Raw genomic sequence first — 16755 nt, 5'->3', positions numbered from 1 at the left:
AGAACTCGCCGAGTGGCGTGAGCTCGGCCGCGGGAGCGGCCCAGCCCATGGCCCAACCGGGCTGGGGAGCATCACCCGGTGGCGAGCCCGGCCGGCCGGAACGGCCCAGCCGTGGCCCGGTGAGTGGAACGAACTTGGCTCGCGCCGGGCTTGGCCGTCGCGTGTTCGACTTGCTCCATGGGGGCGTCCGCTGGCACGACTGTCCATTGTGCCTATTCCTAGAATGGCACCCCATGTCCGGTGCGAATGGTTAATTCGCCGCAAAGGGTGCGCCGGGGTGCGGGCGCCGCCGATCCACCGAGCCGCCGATAGATGGACGCACATTCACCTTTGAGTGAGCGGCGCGGCGTGGCCGAGACCGACCCCGGCGACGGCGCTGGAGCTGCTACGGATGGCGACCACCTGCGGATCATTTCTGCACTGGATGTGACTTAATCCTCAGCGTTGGGCGGGCTCCCAGGTTTCTGCGTATGGAATGCATATAGTCCTCGGCCCTTTGGAAAGGGATGACGAAATGCGTTTACGCACAGTTCTGACCATCGCGGCGACGGGTGTTGTCGGAGCGGCCGGCCTGCTTGTCGCACCATTGACGTTCGCAGCCCAGGCGCCCGGGAATGCCTGCCCCGACGTGGAGGTCATCGGCGCTCGGGGAACCACCGAACGGCCCGGCCTCGGCGTGCTGCTGACGCCGCTCGCCCAGCAACTCACCCGTGAGCTGCCGCAGACCGTACGGTCGACCGCTGTCGACTATCCGGCCTCGTTCAACTACACGGCCAGCGTCCGGCAAGGCGTGACGAGCATCGCGGCGGACGTGCAGCAGACGGCGGCCGCGTGCGCGGAAACCAAGTTCGTTCTCATGGGCTATTCGCAGGGTGCGAACGTGGTCGGTGACGCCCTCGCGGGCAGGTCGGTCCGCGGTCGTGCTGCCGGTCAGCCGGCGATCCCGGCCGCGCTGTCCGATCGGGTTGCGGCGGTTCTGCTCTTCGGCGACCCGACATTCACCGCGGGGGAGGACTTCAACGTGGGCAACGGCACCCGCAACGGCGTTTTCCCGCGCGGCGCGGGCGGCTTGGACGCCTTCGCGGACCGGACGCAGTCCTTCTGCAACCGCAACGACCGCTTCTGCCAGGGCGGAACGAGCCTGGCCGCACACCTGGACTACAACAAGTTCCTGGACGACGCGACCGAGTTCGTCGCGGCACAACTGGGCTGAAACGCGCCTCTACCTCGCCGGCCGTGGATCCCCGGTCACCGGCCGCGGATCCCCGGTCGCGAGTAGCCGTGCCACCGGCTGTCGCCCTTCGCCGGTCATCGGTCGCGGATAGCCGTGCCACCGGCTGTCACCGGTCACCGGTTGCTGGACTTGGGTTTCGAGGCGAGCATCGCGGGTGCGCGGCGCGCGGGTCGGGCGTCGCGGGAGGCGCTGCCAGGAGGAGGCGGGGATGAAGGGAGGTGTGGCCAGGGAGGGGCGCGGACAGCCGGAGGTGCGGACAGAGGGGCGGACACGCGGAGAAGGGCAGCCACCGCGCCCACGATCTGCCGATCAACCAATCCACCATGGACGATCGACGGACAGACGTCAGGCGCACGGACCCCGCAGAGTGGCGATGGAACGCCACATTCTGGAGGGGGAGAAGATGCGTCCAAGCAGATTCCTGACCACAGCCATCCTCGCCACACTCGCCGCAGCAGCCGGACCCACATCGGCCGCCCACGCCACCACCACCCCGATAACCCCGCACGACGTAGGCACCCTCGGCGGCGCCTGGAGTAACCCCACCGCCCTCAGCAACTCCGGCTACCTCGTCGGCTCCAGCGAGACCACCACCGGCGCCACCCACGCTTTCCGTTGGCGGAACGGCCATCTCACCGACCTCGGCACCCTCCCCGGCGGCGGCCCAAGCTACGCCGTCGACGTCAACGAACGCGGCGACGTGGCCGGCGCAGCCTTCACCGCAGCCGGCACCGCCCGCCCGTTCCTCTGGCGTCGCGGCCTCATGCGCGACCTCACCGCCGTCACCGGGGACGGGATCTCCGTCACCGGGCTCAACGACCACGGCCGCGTCATCGGCACCCGCTACACCGCCACCAGCGGACAGTACGGTCAGGCGTTCGTCTGGCGGGACGGCGTCGCCACCGATCTGCCCGGTCTCGGTGGGGACACTCTCGCCGACGACATCAACAGTCGTGGTGACATCGCCGGTTCCACCATCAGCACAGACGGGGCCGAGGCCGAGGCTGCCCTGTGGCGGGACGGCCGGCTCATCCGGCTGACGCCGCCGATCGGGATCGCCAGCCTGGCCATCGACGTCAACGAGCGGGGCCAGGTCATCGGCACCGTGCGGGTGCCGGACTCCGGCTGGCATGCGTTCCTCTGGGAGAACGGGGTCTTCACCGATCTCGGCGCGCTCGGCGGGACCGAGAGTTACCCGGTCGGAATCAACGACCGGGGCCAGGTCGGCGGCAATGCCGGCGACAACTCCAACCTGCGGGCGGTGCGCTGGCACCGGGGTACGGCAACCGACCTCGCCGCGCTCAGCGGAGTCAGCGGCCTGGCCACCGCGATGGACGGGGCCGGGAACGTGGCCGGCGTGGCCGACCTGGGCGGCAGCCGCGGCGTCGTCTGGCGGGGCGCCGGCGTGGTCGACCTCGGCCCGCTGGACCGTGGGGTCACGGGTGGCTCGGTGCAGTTCATCAACGACCGTGGCCTGGTGGCGGGCACCATCGCGGTCACCGGGGACGGTGCTCACGCCGTCGTGTGGGACATCGGGAGACGCTGACAAGCTGAGCGGTCAGATCTCGCCCGCGATCGCGCTGATGACGGCGGCGAAATCGTCGCGGTCCTCCTCGTGCAACATGTCGAGGTCCATCTCGTCCAGCGCTTCCCTGATCGCGTACCGGCGGACGCGTGACCGGGCGCCTCCGCGGACCTCCTCGAGGATGGCGCGGGAGAACGTCTCCGCCGCCTCGGGGAGGCCCTGCGCGACGCAGTGCGCCAGGCCCAGGTGCAGCCACAGCGACTCCTCCTCCGGCACCTCGGGGAAATTGCTGACCGGACCGGCGGGGCGCACCTTGCCCGCCGGCCCGCTCGCGGCGCGCTCGATGCGGTAGTTGAGCGCCTTGGTCACCGGGGCGCTGAGAGCCACGAACATGTCGTTGCCGGATCCCTTGAGCAGCACGACGTGGAAGTCCTCGTCCGTGGCGCGGTACCGCTCGCGATGCCGGCCGCCGGCCTCGCCCTGGTCGCGGAACTCGTCCCGGGCCAGGCCCAGCCGTTTGAGCCGCCGGCTGAGACTGATCAGATCCCGGCACACGTCCGCAGAAGGGTGCTGGGCCGCGAGGCGGGCTGCCTGCGGCTCCACCGCCTCGCGCAGCTGGGTGAGCAGGTCCATCTGGACGCGCGGGGCCACCTGGTGCCGCCACTCGATGACGTCCGGGTCGAACGGGTTCCACTGCTCGACCGGCTGGACCTTGGCCCCGACCCGGGGCTGGAGCGTCACCAGGCCCTTGATCTGCAGGACCTGGAGCACCTCACGGGCCAGCGCGCGACTGCCGCCGCTCTGCTCCATCACGTAGTCGAGGCTCACCACGTCGCCGGGGCGGAGCTGGTCACCGGCCGCGATCAGGTCGCCCAGGATGCGCACGGCGGCGCGTCCGGAGCCCCGGGTCTTCTCCTCGGCGTCCACATCGGTTTCTGCCATGAACAAAATCTAAACATGAGGACCGGTGTTTGCGGAATAGCCGGGACTGTGCGACCGCCCGAGCACAAGATCCATTTCATCCGGTACGGAGATCAGCATTTGAGATCCATTCTGGCCGTACCAGAAGACGTTATGTTTCATTCTTTAAACGGGATAGCGTCAGTGCTAGCGTGAAGTAACCCCCCGGAAAACAAACCGGAACAGGTGATCTCAGGCCCCACCTCAGGAGGGATGCACCATGGTCAGCGTTCAACCCCGGCGGCCCCGATGAACCCCGGCGCCGTCCTGACATTCACCGTTGTGCTGGCGTCCTTTGTGCTCGCGGTGGTGGCGGCCGCGATAGCGGCGGCCCTGCACCGCGCCAACGGCGCCACCTGGCCCCGGACCTGTCTGTCCGCCATCCCCTGGTTCGGCGTGACCCTCGCCGGCGCGATCGCCACTCTCTCCAGCCTGCTGAACTGAAACACGTAGGCGAAAAAGGTAGCTCGGCGGCGGATCAGCCCGCACCGCCGCCCAGCTGCTCACCCAGCCCGGTCCGCAGATACTCCAGCTTCCGCCCGACCCGTGACCCCGCGATCAGCCCGGCATCCCGCAACGTCGTCAAATGATGAGAGGCCGTCGCCGCGGCCAATCCCAGTGCCGCCGCGACTTCGCCGGTGCTGTGCGGCACCGCCAGCAGCGTCAGCACCGCCGCCCGGGTCGGCCCGAGCAGCGCCGCCAGCGCCGCCGTCGGTTCGCTGCGCGCGGTGCCGTCCCACAACGCGCCGTACCCCCGCGGCGGATACCACAACGCCCGGCCCTGCGCGGTCTCCGTCACCGTGAACACCTTCGGCCCGGCGAAGCCCGACGGCAGCAGCGCCAGCCCGTGCCCGTCCAGGCCGAAGTCGACCTCACCGCCGCCGTGGCCGATCCGCAGCGCCGTCTCGTCCCAGCTCAGGCTCGGGTGCAGGTCGCGGATCAGGGCCCGCGGCCCGTGCTCGGTCGCCGCCCGGGCGCGGTGGGCGATCTCCGCCTCCGCCGCCGCGCGCAGCCTCGGCCAGTACGGCGCCAGCGCCAGCTCGAAGTACCGCCGGATCTCCCGCAGCAGCACCGCCAGCCCACCGGCCGGGTCCCGCTCGAAACGGGCGATCACCGGCGGCACGTCCGGGACCCCGCGCCACGCGTACGCCACCTCCCACGCCACCTGGTCGAGCGGAGTCTGCGCGATCATCGCCAGCTCGTCGCGCAGCAGCGGCCGGGCGGTCGCGGGCACCGGGCTCAGGAAGTCCGGCACCCAGCCCTGCCGGCGGGCCACCACGGCGAGGAACGTCTCGAGCCGGGCCGCCGCCAGCACCGGGCGCACCTGGGCGCGCCAGGAGGCGTACATCCAGAACTGGTCCGGTTTGGTCAGCGCCACGCTGCTGGCGATCACCTCGGCCATCGGCGAGTGGGCGAACCGGACGCCCGCGAGATCGGCGGGAGCGAATGCGAGCCGGATCATCCGACCATTCGAGCACGGTCGAACGGCTCGGGCCATCGCGAATCCGACCTTACGGTCGTGTCATGCGTTACGTGTACCTCGGCCGTACCGGTCTGCGGGTCAGTCGTCTCTGCCTCGGCACCATGAACTTCGCCTGGCAGATCGGCGAACCCGAGTCCCATGCCGTCCTCGACCGCGCGCTCGGCGCGGGCATCAACTTCGTCGACACCGCCAACATGTACGGCCGGGAGACCGGCGACGGGCTCAGCGAGCAGTTCATCGGGAGCTGGCTGGCCAAGTCCGGCGCCCGCGACAAGATCGTGCTCGCGACCAAGGTCTACGCGCCGATGAGCGACTGGCCCAACGACGGCGGCCTCTCCGCGCGGCACATCATCGCCTCCTGTGAGGCGTCGTTGCGCCGGCTGCGCACCGACTGGATCGACCTGCTGCAACTGCACCACATCCAGCGGGACACCCCGTGGGAGGAGATCTGGCAGGCGATGGAAACGCTCACCGGACAGGGCAAGATCCGGTACGCGGGTTCGTCGAACTTCGCCGGCTGGCATCTGACCCGCGCCCAGGCCGCCGCCGACCGGCGCCAATATCTGGGGCTGGTCAGCGAGCAGCCGAAGTACAACCTGCTCACCCGGCATGTCGAACTGGAGGTGCTGCCCGCCGCCCGGGAGCTGGGCATCGGCATCCTGCCGTACTCCCCGTTGCACTTCGGTGCGCTGTCCGGCGCGCTGCGCAAGCAGCGCGAGGGCAGCACCGGCCGCAGCGTCCTGCACGCGCCGGAACGGGTCGAGCCGCACCGCGCAGCGCTCGAGCAGTTCGAGAAGCTGTGCGCCGGCCTGGGCCAGGAGCCGACCACGGTCGCGCTGGCCTGGCTGCTGTCGCGGCCCGGGGTGACCGCGCCGGTGCTCGGCCCGCGCACGCCGCAGCAGCTGGATCTGCCGTTGCTGGCGCTGGACACCGAGCTTTCCGCGGAGACCCTGGATGAGCTGGACCGGATCTTCCCGCCCGTCGGCAACGGCGGTCCGGGCCCTGAGGCGTGGGCATGGTGACGGGGGTACGCCTCAGGGCCCGGTTTCCCTCACGAAAGTTGCCGGGCTGCCGATCACAGGGCTCGTGCAACCGGCGGAGTTCGACGACAGCACCGCGGAGTACTGGGCGCGGCAGATCCGGATCGGTGCCTCGGTCGCCGCCGGGGTGACCATGCTCGGCTGCGTACGGGTGGCCGTGGACTGGGTACCGGACCGGCGCTGGCTGCTCGGTCCGGTGCTCGCCGCGGCCCTCGTGCAGCTCGTCGCCGCCCTCCTGCCGTGGGCCCGCCTCGTCCGCAGCGCCCGTGTCCGGCGCTGGCTGGTCCTCTGGTGGGCCGCCGAGCTGCCGCTGCTGTTCCTGTTCTCCCGGCTCGACCAGGACGGGCTGATGCTCTACCTGCCCGGGGTCGCCCTGATCCTGGTCACCGCCGCGTCCCTGTACGGGCCCACCCTGGTGGTCGGCCTCGGGGCGGTGGCCGTGGCCGGCTACCTGGCGCTGCTGCCCGACCTCACCGGCGCCAACGCCGTCTCCACCGTCTCCCTGGTCGCCATCATGTCCTGCCTGGTCGCGCTGAGCTCGATCAACGCGCGCAGCCGGCGGCGGCTGGACCGGCGCCGGCAGGCCGCCGAGCACCGCACCGAGATGCTGCTCGAAGCCGCCTCCGACGCGGTGTTCGCCATCGACGTCACGGGCGCGGTCCGCTACGCCAGCCCGTCGGCCCAGCGGATCTTCGGTCTCACCGGCGCGGAGGTCACCGGCAAGGCGATGGTGGAGCTGGCCCATCCCGACGAGCTCGCCGGGCTGCGGGCGTGGATGGGCGCGCTCTTCGCTGTGCCCGGCGGCACCGCCCGTACGGAGGCCCGGCTGCGGCGGCCCGACGGCACCTGGCTGCACCTGGACGTGATCGGCACCAACCGCACCGACGACGCCGACCTGCGCGCCGCCGTGATCAGCCTGCGCGACATCGGCCGGCGCAAGGAGCTCGAGGAGCAGCTGAGCCGGCAGGCGTTCACCGACTCGCTGACCGGGCTGCCGAACCGGGCCCTGTTCCGCGACCGGCTCGAACAGGCCGTCCAGCGTCGCGCCGGCGGTGGCGTCACCGTGCTGCTCATCGACCTGGACGATTTCAAGCTGGTCAACGACAACCTCGGGCACAGCGCCGGCGACGAACTGCTGGCCACCCTGGCCGGGCGGCTGCGGGCCGAGATGCGCCCCGGCGACACCCTGGCCCGGCTCGGCGGTGACGAGTTCGCGATCCTGGTCGAGAACCTGGAAGCGGCCGACGCCGTCGCGCTGGCCGAGCGGCTGCTGCTGGCCGGACGCGAGCAGATCCGGCTGGACAGCCGCGACGTCACCTGCTCGCTGAGCATCGGCATCGCCAGCGGCGACCTGCCCGCCGGCCAACTGCTGCGCGACGCCGACCTGGCCATGTACGCCGCCAAACGGGCCGGCCGCAACGCCTACGCGGTGTTCTCGCCGTCGATGTCCCGCTCGGTGCTGGAGGAGGCGCAGCAGCGCGTCGACATGGAGCTGGGGCTGGAGCAGGAGCAGTTCGTCCTGCTCTACCAGCCGGTGGTGGACATGACCACGCAGCAGATGACCGGGGTCGAGGCGCTGGTGCGGTGGCGCCACCCCGAGGACGGGCTGCTCAGTCCGTACCAGTTCATCGCCACGGCCGAGGCCAACGGCCTGATCGTGCCGCTCGGCCGGTGGGTCCTGCGCGAAGCCTGCGCGCAGCTGGCGCGCTGGCGCCGCGAGACGCCGGCTGCGGCCGGCCTCAAGGTCAACGTCAACCTGTCGGCGCGGCAGTTCCAGTACGCGGGCCTGGTCGCGGACGTGGCGGCGGCGATCGACGACGCCGGCATCCCGGCCGGCTCGCTGACCCTGGAGATCACCGAGTCGATGCTGATGGAGGACATCACCGGCGCGATCGAGACGCTGCGCGCGCTGCGGGCGTTGGGCGTACGGCTGGCGATCGACGACTTCGGCACCGGCTACTCGTCCCTGAACTACCTCAAGCAGCTGCCGGTCGACATCATCAAGATCGACCGGACGTTCGTCGAGCAGGTCGACACGGACGCGGACGACGTGGCGCTGGTGGACGCGGTGGTCGGGCTGGGGCAGGCGCTGCGGCTGCAGACCGTCGCCGAGGGAATCGAGACCGACGGGCAGTGGATGATGCTGCGGCAGATCGGGTGCGACCAGGGCCAGGGATATCTGTTCGGGCGGCCCGGCGACGCGGCCTCGGTGACCGGCCTGCTGGCCCGCGAGCCGGCTGCGGCCGACCTCTGACGCCGCGCCCCGGCCGACCTCTGCGTCCGGCCCGGGTGGCCCTCGCGGCGCGGCCGCGCCGGGCCGGAGCCGCGCAGGGGCGGTGAGTGGGGGTCAGCGGCGGAGGACGGAGAGCTCCAGGATGGCCGGCATCGGGGCCACGCCCGGGCCACCCGCGCGGACCCAGGCTGCGATGTCCTCCTCGATCGAGTCGTCGCCGACCAGGCCGAACCACACCGCCCGGGCACCTCGGCGGCGGGCGCCGGGCTCCGGGTGGACCACGATGACGTTCGCCTCCGCGCAGGCGTCGAGGCATTCGCTCACCCGTACCTGATGCGGGGCCGGCAGCGACTCGCGCAGCCGGACCAGCTGGCCGTCGTGGTCGACCTTCGGGTGCTTGCGGGCGTTGCCGCAGCAACAGTCCCGGCACACCGTCACCGTGCAGCCGGCCGGCGTCGTTCTCCTGAGTCCTGGCACGGGCTGGACATTAACCGCAGGCCGGAACGGCAGTTCGCGCGGTCACCGGATCGGTGACCGCGCGAACATCTTGCCGCTGTCGTCAGTCCCGGGTCGCTGCCCGGCGGCGCCGGGTCGCGCCGAGGACCACCGCACCGCAGAGGATCAGCAGCGCGCCGCCCAGGATGAACGTCATCGAGTTGGCCCCGGTCAGGGCCAGCTTCGAGGCGTCACCGGTCTGTACGTTCTGCTCCGCCTGCAGGTCGGGCGCGCCGTCGTCGCTGTCGTCGTTGGTCACGACCTGGGCCGCCGGTTGCTGGGTGGCGCGGGGCTTCGTGGTCTTGCCGGCCACCGCCTGCGCCGGGCTATCCGAGTCGTCGTCCGCCGACTCGTTGTTGTCGGCCGACTCGTTGTTGTCGGCCTTCTCCGGCTCCTTGGCGGGCGCCGGCTTGGTGGTCTTGGCCGGCTTCGGCGCGTCGGCGTCGTTCTTCGGCGGGATCGTCACGGTGCCGGTCTTCGGCGGCGTCGTGCCGGTCTCGGTCTTCGGGGTCGCGGTGGCACCGGGGTTAGCGGCACCGCCGTTGTCACCCTGATCCCCGTCACCCTGGTCGCCGTCACCCTGACCGCCGCCGTTGTTCTGGCCGCCGCCGTTGTTCTGGCCACCGTCGCCCTGGCCGTCGCCGCCATTGTTCTGACCGCCGTCGCCCTGGCCGTCGCCGCCGTTGTTGCCGCCACCGCCGTTGTTGCCGCCGCCGTTGTCAGCGGGCGGGTTCGCCGGGGGCTCCTCGGCGGGCGGCTCCTCGTCGCCGCCCTCGACCTTGACGCGCACCGCGTCCAGGGCCGGGGTCTGGTTGGCGCGCTGCATCATCGGGATCCGGTGCGAGCCGTCGCCGGCCCAGGAGGCGCACTGCGCGATGCCTTCCTGCGGCAGGCCGGGGACCTGGATGGTGACGGTGTCGGGCTGCGCGCCGCCCTTCTTGTCCTCGGTGGCCACGAAGAACGCGGGCACCGGGGCCGGGTCGGGAGCCTCGTTGGTGGCGGCGAGCATCCGGCAGGCGGTGTGGAAGTGGCCGCGGACCAGGCCTTCCGCGGTTAGCACCGAGCTCTCCACGTAGTAGCCGCCCAGGCCGGCCGCGAGGAAGCGGTCGCGGACCAGGTTGCGGGTGCTCACCTTCAGCGTGAAGGGGGTGTTCGCCTTCACCGACTTGGGGAAGTCCGTGATCAGCAGCGTCGGGTTCTTGGCCTGCTCGCCGACCTCACCGAACTCGGTGGAGACGCAGCGGTCGCCCTTCTGGAAGCCGTCGTGCGCGTCCAGGTTGCTGTCCTCGCAGCTGTTGGCCAGGATCTGCAGCCCGTTGACCTGCTTGGCGGTCGTCTTGCCGGTGGTGCAGTTCTCGACCGGCTGCGGCTTCGGGGCCTTCTCACCCTTGGCCAGCTGCCCGTCGCCCTTGTGCTGGACGTCGCCGTCCTTGTCCGTGTAGGTGCCGACCTTGGGGTCGGTCGCGGCGCTCTTGCCGGCCGGCGCGGCCGGGTCGGCGGCGGGGGCCTCGCAGGCCACCGTCTTGCTCTCGTCCGCGTTGGAGATCTGGGTGACACCGATCACCCCGCCGAAGGCGATCAGTACGGCGACCGCGGCGATGATGCGACGGTCCGGGCCCCGGCGTTGGGCGGCCCGACGGTAAGTCGGCCTTCGCATGGGTGGCACCTCTTCTGTAACCATTTCATTGGCGGATGAGCCGGTCCGCGAGCCCTTTTGGTGGCCCGGCCGGGTACCGGCATGCAGACGTTAAGAGCCGGCGCCCGTCCACACCAATTTCCCAGCGAAAATTGAGGCTTTCTTAGGCTCAAATTAATGCAAAAATATGGGTCGCATTCCGAACCCTCGGCATCCACCGTTCGGCCGATGTCCCGCCTCCACCGAACGGGGGATACGGCGGACACGGGCCGTTGCGGTGAGCGTACCCGCTGATCTGCCCGCCCGGCGTCGACCGAGCGGGCAGATCGCTGTCAGGACACGGGTTCAGCGGTCACGACGATGTTGTCGCGGTAGTGCCGGGTCTTGCTGTCGAACGGCCCGCCGCAGGTGATCAGCGTCAGCCGCGGAGCACCGTCGCGGGCGAAGTACTTGTCCAGCGGAATGCGGGTCTTGCTGTACCTTTCCCGGGCCACGACCTGGAATGCGCGGTCGGTGCCGTCCGGGCCGGCCAGCGTCATTCTGTCGCCCGGTTCCAGGCTGCTGAGCCGGAAGAATGCGCCCTTGCCCTGATCGGCGCTGTCCGCGTGGCCGGCCACGACGATCGACCCGGCCGTCGCGGTCATTCCCGGGCCGAAGCGGTACCAGCCGACCCGGTCGACGCTCGGCGGGACGTCGAACTCACCGGTCTTGGCGTCGACGCCGACCTCGGCCACGGTGGCGTCGAGCTTGAGCGCGGGGATCTCGAGCCGCGCCGGGGCCACCTCCTCGGCCGGGGCCTTCGCCTCGGGTACAACAGCCGCGGGCGGGGGAGCGGACGACGTGGTGGGCGTCGCCGACTCCAGGGCGGCGACCGCCGAGGAACCGACGGACGGCTCGGGCCGCGACAGGTACGCGACCACCCCCACCACGATCAGCAGCACCAGCCCGGCCACGACGAGGAGCCGGGCGCGGCCCTTGCGGGTCGCGCCCGGGGATCCGACGGTCATCGGCGACCCGGCACCAGCCGGCGCGCGCCGAGGGCGAGCATCAGCAGACCGGCCGCCGCCAGCGCGTACCAGGCGAGACCGAGGCCACGGTCGGCCTGGCCGCCGCTGCCGCTGGGCACGCCACCCGGTGCGGAGTGCAGGCCGGTGATGGTCTGGGTGACCAGGTCGAGGGTCTTGTCCTCGGCCGAGCCGACCGCGTAGACGATCGTGGCGGTGCCCTCCTTGAGGTTGAGGTCCGCCGGGCCGATCGCCACGGTGTCCGTGCCGGCCAGCACCACGTCGGCCTCGACCGAGCCCGCGGGCAGGTCGGCCTTGGCCTCCTTCGGGTTGGTCAGGTCCTCGAAGACCGGCTTGCCGCCCGCGCGCACGTCGACGGCCGGGGCCGCGGCGGTGTGCCGCACGATGATCCGGGCCTGGCCCGCGGCGACCTTCTTGACGTCGTTGGCGAACGGGGTCAGCGCCGGCTCGCCGTCCTCGCTCAGGTGCGCGACGAGGCTGATGTTGGCGCCGCCGGGGATCTCGGCGTCGTCCACCTTGAGCAGGGCCTTGCTGATATCGTCACCGGGCTTGGTCAGCGCGATGTCGTAGCTGCCCTCCTCCAGCGACAGCGGGCCCGCCACCTTGCCGGGAGCGAAGTCCGGCAGGGTCTTCTTGCCGTTGACGTAGACGTCCACGTTCTGCCCGGGGATGCCGTGCACGACGGAGACCTGGGAGGTGGCGGCGAAGGCCGGGGTGGCGGTCAGCGCGCCGAGACCGCCGAAGGCGATCAGGGTGGCCGCACCGACGGCGGTCACGCGGCGCAGGGGCACAAGACGCATCTAATTCTCCTAGCGAGTGGGTATCCGGGTTCGGACAACCCGTGGTTTCGCTGGGTCCGGCACGGCTGGATGCACCACGGAAAAAATCGATCCCGCTGCATCCACGGCCCGGCCGGGGAGCGAATGAGCAGGTGGAAAGGGGGCCGATGAATCCCGACGACGAACTCGCCGAACGCTTCCGGGCGGGCGACGAGCATGCGCTGCGCCTGGCGTACGACCGCTACGGCGGCGCGGTGCTCTATCTCGGCGTACGCCTGCTGGGCAATAGAGCCGATGCGGAGGACGTCACGCAGACGACCTTCGTGGCGGCCTGGCAGGGTCGCGGTACGTTTGATCCGGAACGTGGCGGGATGCTCGGCTGGCTGCTCGGTATCGCCCGGCGCAAGGCGGTCGACCGGCTGCGGTCGGCGGCGCGCGAGGAGCGGGTGGCCTCGACGGTACGGGCCCAGCCCGTCGCCGACGAGGAGAGCCCCGAACGCGTGCTGGACCGCCTGGTCGTGGCCGACGAGCTGGCCCAGCTGCCCGCCGAGCAACGGCGCAGCCTGGAGCTGGCGTTCTACGACGACCTCACTCATCCGCAGATAGCGGCCCTGACCGGACTGCCCCTGGGCACGGTCAAGAGTCACATCCGGCGTGGCATGGCCAATCTACGACGACGGTGGGAGGTGGACGGTGCAGCATCTGGATCCCGATCGGCTGGTCCTACTCGCGCTCTCTGAGGAAACGGCGGACACCGACGAGTCCGTCCACCTGGCCGAGTGCCCGGGGTGCCGGGCGGAGATCGACGACCTGCGGCACGTCGCCGAGCTGGGTGCGGAGACGCAGGGCCTGCGGGCGCTGCCGCCGCCGCCCGAACGGGTCTGGGCCGGCATCGAGGCCGCGGTGACCGCACCCGTGCGGCGCCTGCCCCAGCGGCGGGAACGGCGCTGGGTGCTGCCCGTGCTCGCGGCGGCGGCCGCTGCAGTGCTCGCCATCGCCGGCACGGTCACGGTGCAGCGCTTCACCGACCGTCCGGCACCGCCGAGGGTGACCGCGAAGGCGAGCCTGGCCCGGCTCGGCGGTGCGCCGGTGGCGGCCGGGGGAGCGGCGGAGGTCATCGGTGGCAGCAAGCTGCGCCTGGACGTGCGCAACCTGCCGCTGACGACCGGCTACTACGAGGTGTGGCTCATCGACCCGGACGACACGACGAGGATGATGGCGATGGGCAACCTGTCCAGTGCCGCGCTCTCGGGTGCCGCCGACGTGGTGCTGCCGCTGCCGCCGGGTGCGGATCTCAACCGCTACCGGCTGGTGGACGTGTCCGCGGAGGCGTACGACGGCGACGCCGCGCATTCCGGCAAGAGCCTGCTGCGGGGCACGCTCACGAATTGAGCACAGGGCGGTGCCGGGGCATCAGCGCGAGCTGACTGTCCCGGCACCGCTTCGTCATTTCCGCCAGCTCCGGCCGGGCCGCGTCAGCTCGGTCGAGCAGCTGGGTGATCGTCGTCAGGGTCGGTGGCACGCCGGTGGCCAGCAGTTCGCCGGCCTGCTGACGGTGTGCCTCGTCCAGGCCGGGACGCAGCAGGCGGCGCAGCTCCGGGTGAGCGGCCAGAGCGTGCACGGCGGGCAGCGTGACGATCCCGGCGGCGAAGGACGAGCCCAGGTCGAGGATGTCGTCGAGCAGGTGCAACGCGGTGCCGTACGCGACGCCGTACTCCTGGAGACCGTCCTCGGGTGCGGCGGTGACGACCGCGCCGAGCCGGCCGGCCGCGGCCAGCAGGGTGCCGGTCTTCAGCTCGGCGATGCGCAACGCGGTCGTCGCGTCCACCTCGGGGTGGAAGCGGTTGTCGGCCTCGAGGGACAGCCCGGTGCAGCGCTCGGTCAGGGCATCACCGAGCAGCGGGCCGGCCCCGGCGGTGGCACCGAGCCGGTGGGCGAGCCCGATCAGCAGGTCACCCGTGAGCAGGGCGACGGTGGTGCCTTCCTTGGCGTTGATGGTGGGCACGCCACGGCGTACCGGGGCCTCGTGCAGCAGGTCCTCGTGCACGAGCGTGGCCAGGTGCAGCAGCTCGACGGCGGCCGCGGCCGTGGCCGTGCGCCGCGACGTGCCGGGCCAGGCCCGGCCGGCGACCGCCAGCAGGAGCCCGGCCCGTAGCCATTCGCCGCCGGCCTGCGCGATCCGCCGGCACGGCTCCCGCAAGGACACCGGGACGCCGTCGAGCGCCTCGGTCAGCAGCGCCTCGGCGGCGGCGAGGCCGTCGGCGCTCATGCCACCGCCGCCGGCTGCTCCACCGGTCCCGCCTGGTGCGCGCGGTGCGGGGCCGCCGGGTCGGCCGGCCACCAGAACCGGTCGCCCAGCAGGGTGGCCAGGGCCGGGACCAGGACCGTACGCACCAGCAGCGTGTCCAGCAGCACGCCGAGGCCGACGATCACCCCGATCTGGGTGAGCGTGATGATCGGCAGCACGCCCAGCACCGCGAACACCGCCGCGAGCAGGATGCCGGCGCTGGTGATCACCGCGCCCGTTGCGGCCAGGGCGTGGATCATCCCGGCCCGGGTGCCGCGGGTCATGGCCTCCTCCCGGGCCCGGGTGACCAGGAAGATGTTGTAGTCGACGCCGAGCGCCACCAGGAACAGGAACGCGTACAGCGGCACTTGGTTGTCGAGGCCGGGATAGCCGAGCAACTCGCGGAACAGCCACGAGCCGGCGCCCAGGGCGGCGACGAAGCTGGCGATGACGGTGCCGATCAGCAGCACTGCGGCGACGACCGCACGCAACAGCAGGCCCAGGACCAGCAGCACCACGAGCAGGATGACCGGCACGATCACCCGCAGGTCCACCCGCGACGCGTCCCGGGTGTCCATCGCGATCGCCACACTGCCGCCGACCAGGGCGTCGTCGCCGACCGCGTCGCGCAGCGCCCGGATGGTGCCGTAGCTCTGCGGGGTGTCGGGTGCGGCGGTCAGTACCGCGGTGATGCTGACCGACTGCCCGGCCCGCTCGGCGATCCGGGCCTGCGCCACCCCCGGCGTGCCGGACACGGCGGCGAGGACCTGGTCGGCGGTGGCCGGGGCGGTGATCACCACGGTGGGGTCCGCGGCGCCGGCCGGGAAGTAGCGACTCAGGGTGGTCAGGCCGTCGACGGACTCGGCCTCGACGCGGAACTGCTCGGTCTGCGAGAGCCCGAGCCGGGTGCCGATCAGGCCGGTCGACAGCACGCCGAGCACGACCAGCGCGACCACGGTGACCAGGCCGGGGCGGCGGGCGACACCGCGGCCGACCCGGGCCCAGATGCCGCGCTCCTGCTCGGTGCCGCCCGCACCGACGCGCGGGATGAACGGCCAGAACAGGCCCCGGCCGCAGACCACGAGCGCGGCGGGCAGGGCGATCAGGGCGAAGAGCGCGGCGACGGCGATGCCCAGGGCCGCGGTGACACCCAGCGCGACGGTGTCGCCCAGGCTGGCCAGCAGCAGGGTGAGCAGGCTCAGCACGACGGTGACGGCGCTGGCCGCGATGGCCGGGCCGGCGCCGCGCAGGGCCCGGCGCATGGCCTCACGCCGGTCGGCGTGGCGGTGCAGTTCCTCGCGGTAGCGCGAGATCAGCAGCAGGGCGTAGTCGGTGCCCGCGCCGAACACCAGGACCGTGACGATGCCCACGGTGGAGTCGCCGATGGTGAGGTCGGTGTGCCGGGAGAGCAGGGCGACCAGCCCGCTGGCCACCCGGTCGGCCAGGCCGACCACGGCCAGCGGCACGAGCCAGAGCACCGGACTGCGGTACGTGATCAGCAGCAGCAGCGCCACGACCACCACGGTCACGAGGAGCAGGTTGGTGTTGGCCCCGGTGAAGCTGTCCGCGATGTCGGCGGCGAACCCGGCGCCCCCGGTGACCTGAGCGGTCAGCCCGTCCGGCAGCCCGGCCCGCGCGGTGTCGCGCAGCTCGGCCACCGCGGCGATGGTCCGGTCGGCCGGGGCGTCGGCGGGCAACGGTACGGCGACCAGCGCCGCGTCCCGCTCGTCGGAGAACACCGGCGGACTCTGCGTCTTGAAGGCCTTGGCGTCGGCCTCGATCTTCGCGACGTCGGCGGCGGTGAGCGCCTGCCCGTCGCGGCTGTAGACGACCAGGGCCGGGTTGCTCTGTCCCGACGGCAGCTGCCGTTGCAGCGCGGCGACCTTGGTGGACTCGGCCGCCGAGGGCAGGGAGGCGGTCGGGTCGTTGGCGGTGCGGACCTCGCCCGCGCCCGCGATGACCGAGCCGCCGAGCAGCAGGGCGACCACGAGCACCAGCCATGCGGTGAGCCGTCCGGTGAGTGTCCGAAGCACCATCATTCCTCCACGACAAAGAATC

The 16755-nt window shown here is 71.8% G+C and carries 15 protein-coding genes; 7 read left to right on the top strand and 8 right to left on the bottom strand.

Going from position 1 to position 16755, the window contains the following annotated elements; genetic code table 11:
- Positions 1 to 514: 514 nt before the first annotated feature.
- Positions 515 to 1213, top strand: coding sequence for a cutinase family protein (locus ACQP2Y_RS25320; protein WP_433717511.1), 699 nt, complete (start codon positions 515 to 517; stop codon positions 1211 to 1213).
- Positions 1214 to 1637: 424 nt separating this feature from the next.
- Complete coding sequence (locus ACQP2Y_RS25315; RefSeq protein WP_433717510.1) at positions 1638 to 2780, top strand: hypothetical protein; 1143 nt, start codon at positions 1638 to 1640, stop codon at positions 2778 to 2780.
- A 12-nt stretch (positions 2781 to 2792) separates the two neighbouring features.
- Here ACQP2Y_RS25315 and ACQP2Y_RS25310 read toward each other — a convergent pair whose 3' ends face one another.
- The gene (locus tag ACQP2Y_RS25310) at positions 2793 to 3701 is read right to left on the bottom strand and encodes a FadR/GntR family transcriptional regulator (RefSeq protein WP_433717509.1); all 909 of its coding nucleotides are present in this window, start codon (positions 3699 to 3701) and stop codon (positions 2793 to 2795) included.
- A 300-nt stretch (positions 3702 to 4001) separates the two neighbouring features.
- Here ACQP2Y_RS25310 and ACQP2Y_RS25305 point away from each other — a divergent pair, with 300 nt between their 5' ends.
- Complete coding sequence (locus ACQP2Y_RS25305) at positions 4002 to 4163, top strand: hypothetical protein (protein ID WP_433717508.1); 162 nt, start codon at positions 4002 to 4004, stop codon at positions 4161 to 4163.
- A gap of 34 nt (positions 4164 to 4197) precedes the next feature.
- Here ACQP2Y_RS25305 and ACQP2Y_RS25300 read toward each other — a convergent pair whose 3' ends face one another.
- The gene (locus tag ACQP2Y_RS25300; protein WP_433717506.1) at positions 4198 to 5181 is read right to left on the bottom strand and encodes an ArsR/SmtB family transcription factor; all 984 of its coding nucleotides are present in this window, start codon (positions 5179 to 5181) and stop codon (positions 4198 to 4200) included.
- Positions 5182 to 5243: 62 nt separating this feature from the next.
- Here ACQP2Y_RS25300 and ACQP2Y_RS25295 point away from each other — a divergent pair, with 62 nt between their 5' ends.
- A complete protein-coding gene (locus tag ACQP2Y_RS25295) occupies positions 5244 to 6224 on the top strand; it encodes an aldo/keto reductase (RefSeq protein ID WP_433717504.1) in 981 nt (326 codons plus the stop codon).
- Between the two features lie 64 nt (positions 6225 to 6288).
- Positions 6289 to 8496, top strand: coding sequence for a putative bifunctional diguanylate cyclase/phosphodiesterase (locus ACQP2Y_RS25290; RefSeq protein WP_433717503.1), 2208 nt, complete (start codon positions 6289 to 6291; stop codon positions 8494 to 8496).
- A gap of 93 nt (positions 8497 to 8589) precedes the next feature.
- Here ACQP2Y_RS25290 and ACQP2Y_RS25285 read toward each other — a convergent pair whose 3' ends face one another.
- The 4 genes from ACQP2Y_RS25285 to ACQP2Y_RS25270 all read right to left on the bottom strand — a co-directional run bounded on the left by ACQP2Y_RS25285 (position 8590) and on the right by ACQP2Y_RS25270 (position 12431).
- Positions 8590 to 8913 carry a hypothetical protein gene (locus ACQP2Y_RS25285; RefSeq protein WP_360554834.1) on the bottom strand — a complete coding sequence of 108 codons (324 nt, stop codon included), beginning with the start codon at positions 8911 to 8913 and terminating at the stop codon, positions 8590 to 8592.
- 121 nt (positions 8914 to 9034) lie between these two features.
- On the bottom strand, positions 9035 to 10627 hold the full coding sequence (locus ACQP2Y_RS25280; protein ID WP_433717502.1) for a hypothetical protein: 1593 nt from the start codon (positions 10625 to 10627) through the stop codon (positions 9035 to 9037).
- Between the two features lie 311 nt (positions 10628 to 10938).
- Positions 10939 to 11613, bottom strand: coding sequence for a class F sortase (locus ACQP2Y_RS25275; protein ID WP_433717501.1), 675 nt, complete (start codon positions 11611 to 11613; stop codon positions 10939 to 10941).
- On the bottom strand, positions 11610 to 12431 hold the full coding sequence (locus ACQP2Y_RS25270) for a DUF4397 domain-containing protein (protein ID WP_433717500.1): 822 nt from the start codon (positions 12429 to 12431) through the stop codon (positions 11610 to 11612). Before ACQP2Y_RS25270 ends, ACQP2Y_RS25275 begins: the two co-directional genes overlap by 4 nt.
- 146 nt (positions 12432 to 12577) lie before the next feature.
- On the opposite strand from ACQP2Y_RS25270, the gene ACQP2Y_RS25265 reads away from it, so the two are divergent.
- On the top strand, positions 12578 to 13150 hold the full coding sequence (locus ACQP2Y_RS25265; protein ID WP_360554550.1) for an RNA polymerase sigma factor: 573 nt from the start codon (positions 12578 to 12580) through the stop codon (positions 13148 to 13150).
- Entirely contained in the window at positions 13104 to 13802 is a 699-nt protein-coding gene (locus ACQP2Y_RS25260) for an anti-sigma factor (RefSeq protein ID WP_360554549.1), read from the top strand. The genes ACQP2Y_RS25265 and ACQP2Y_RS25260 overlap by 47 nt, the downstream gene beginning before the upstream one ends.
- On the opposite strand, the gene ACQP2Y_RS25255 is transcribed toward ACQP2Y_RS25260, so the two are convergent.
- Both ACQP2Y_RS25255 and ACQP2Y_RS25250 read right to left on the bottom strand, forming a co-directional pair.
- Complete coding sequence (locus ACQP2Y_RS25255) at positions 13792 to 14679, bottom strand: polyprenyl synthetase family protein (protein ID WP_433717499.1); 888 nt, start codon at positions 14677 to 14679, stop codon at positions 13792 to 13794. The genes ACQP2Y_RS25260 and ACQP2Y_RS25255 overlap by 11 nt on opposite strands.
- Positions 14676 to 16733 (bottom strand): MMPL family transporter, encoded by a 2058-nt coding sequence (locus ACQP2Y_RS25250; protein ID WP_433717498.1) that lies wholly within the window; start codon positions 16731 to 16733, stop codon positions 14676 to 14678. The genes ACQP2Y_RS25255 and ACQP2Y_RS25250 overlap by 4 nt, the downstream gene beginning before the upstream one ends.
- Positions 16734 to 16755 lie beyond the last annotated feature (22 nt).

The organism is Actinoplanes sp. CA-051413 (assembly GCF_050955795.1).
Taxonomy (GTDB): domain Bacteria; phylum Actinomycetota; class Actinomycetes; order Mycobacteriales; family Micromonosporaceae; genus Actinoplanes.
Note: the sequence above shows the minus strand (reverse complement) of the source record. Positions and strands in the feature narration are given on the sequence as shown.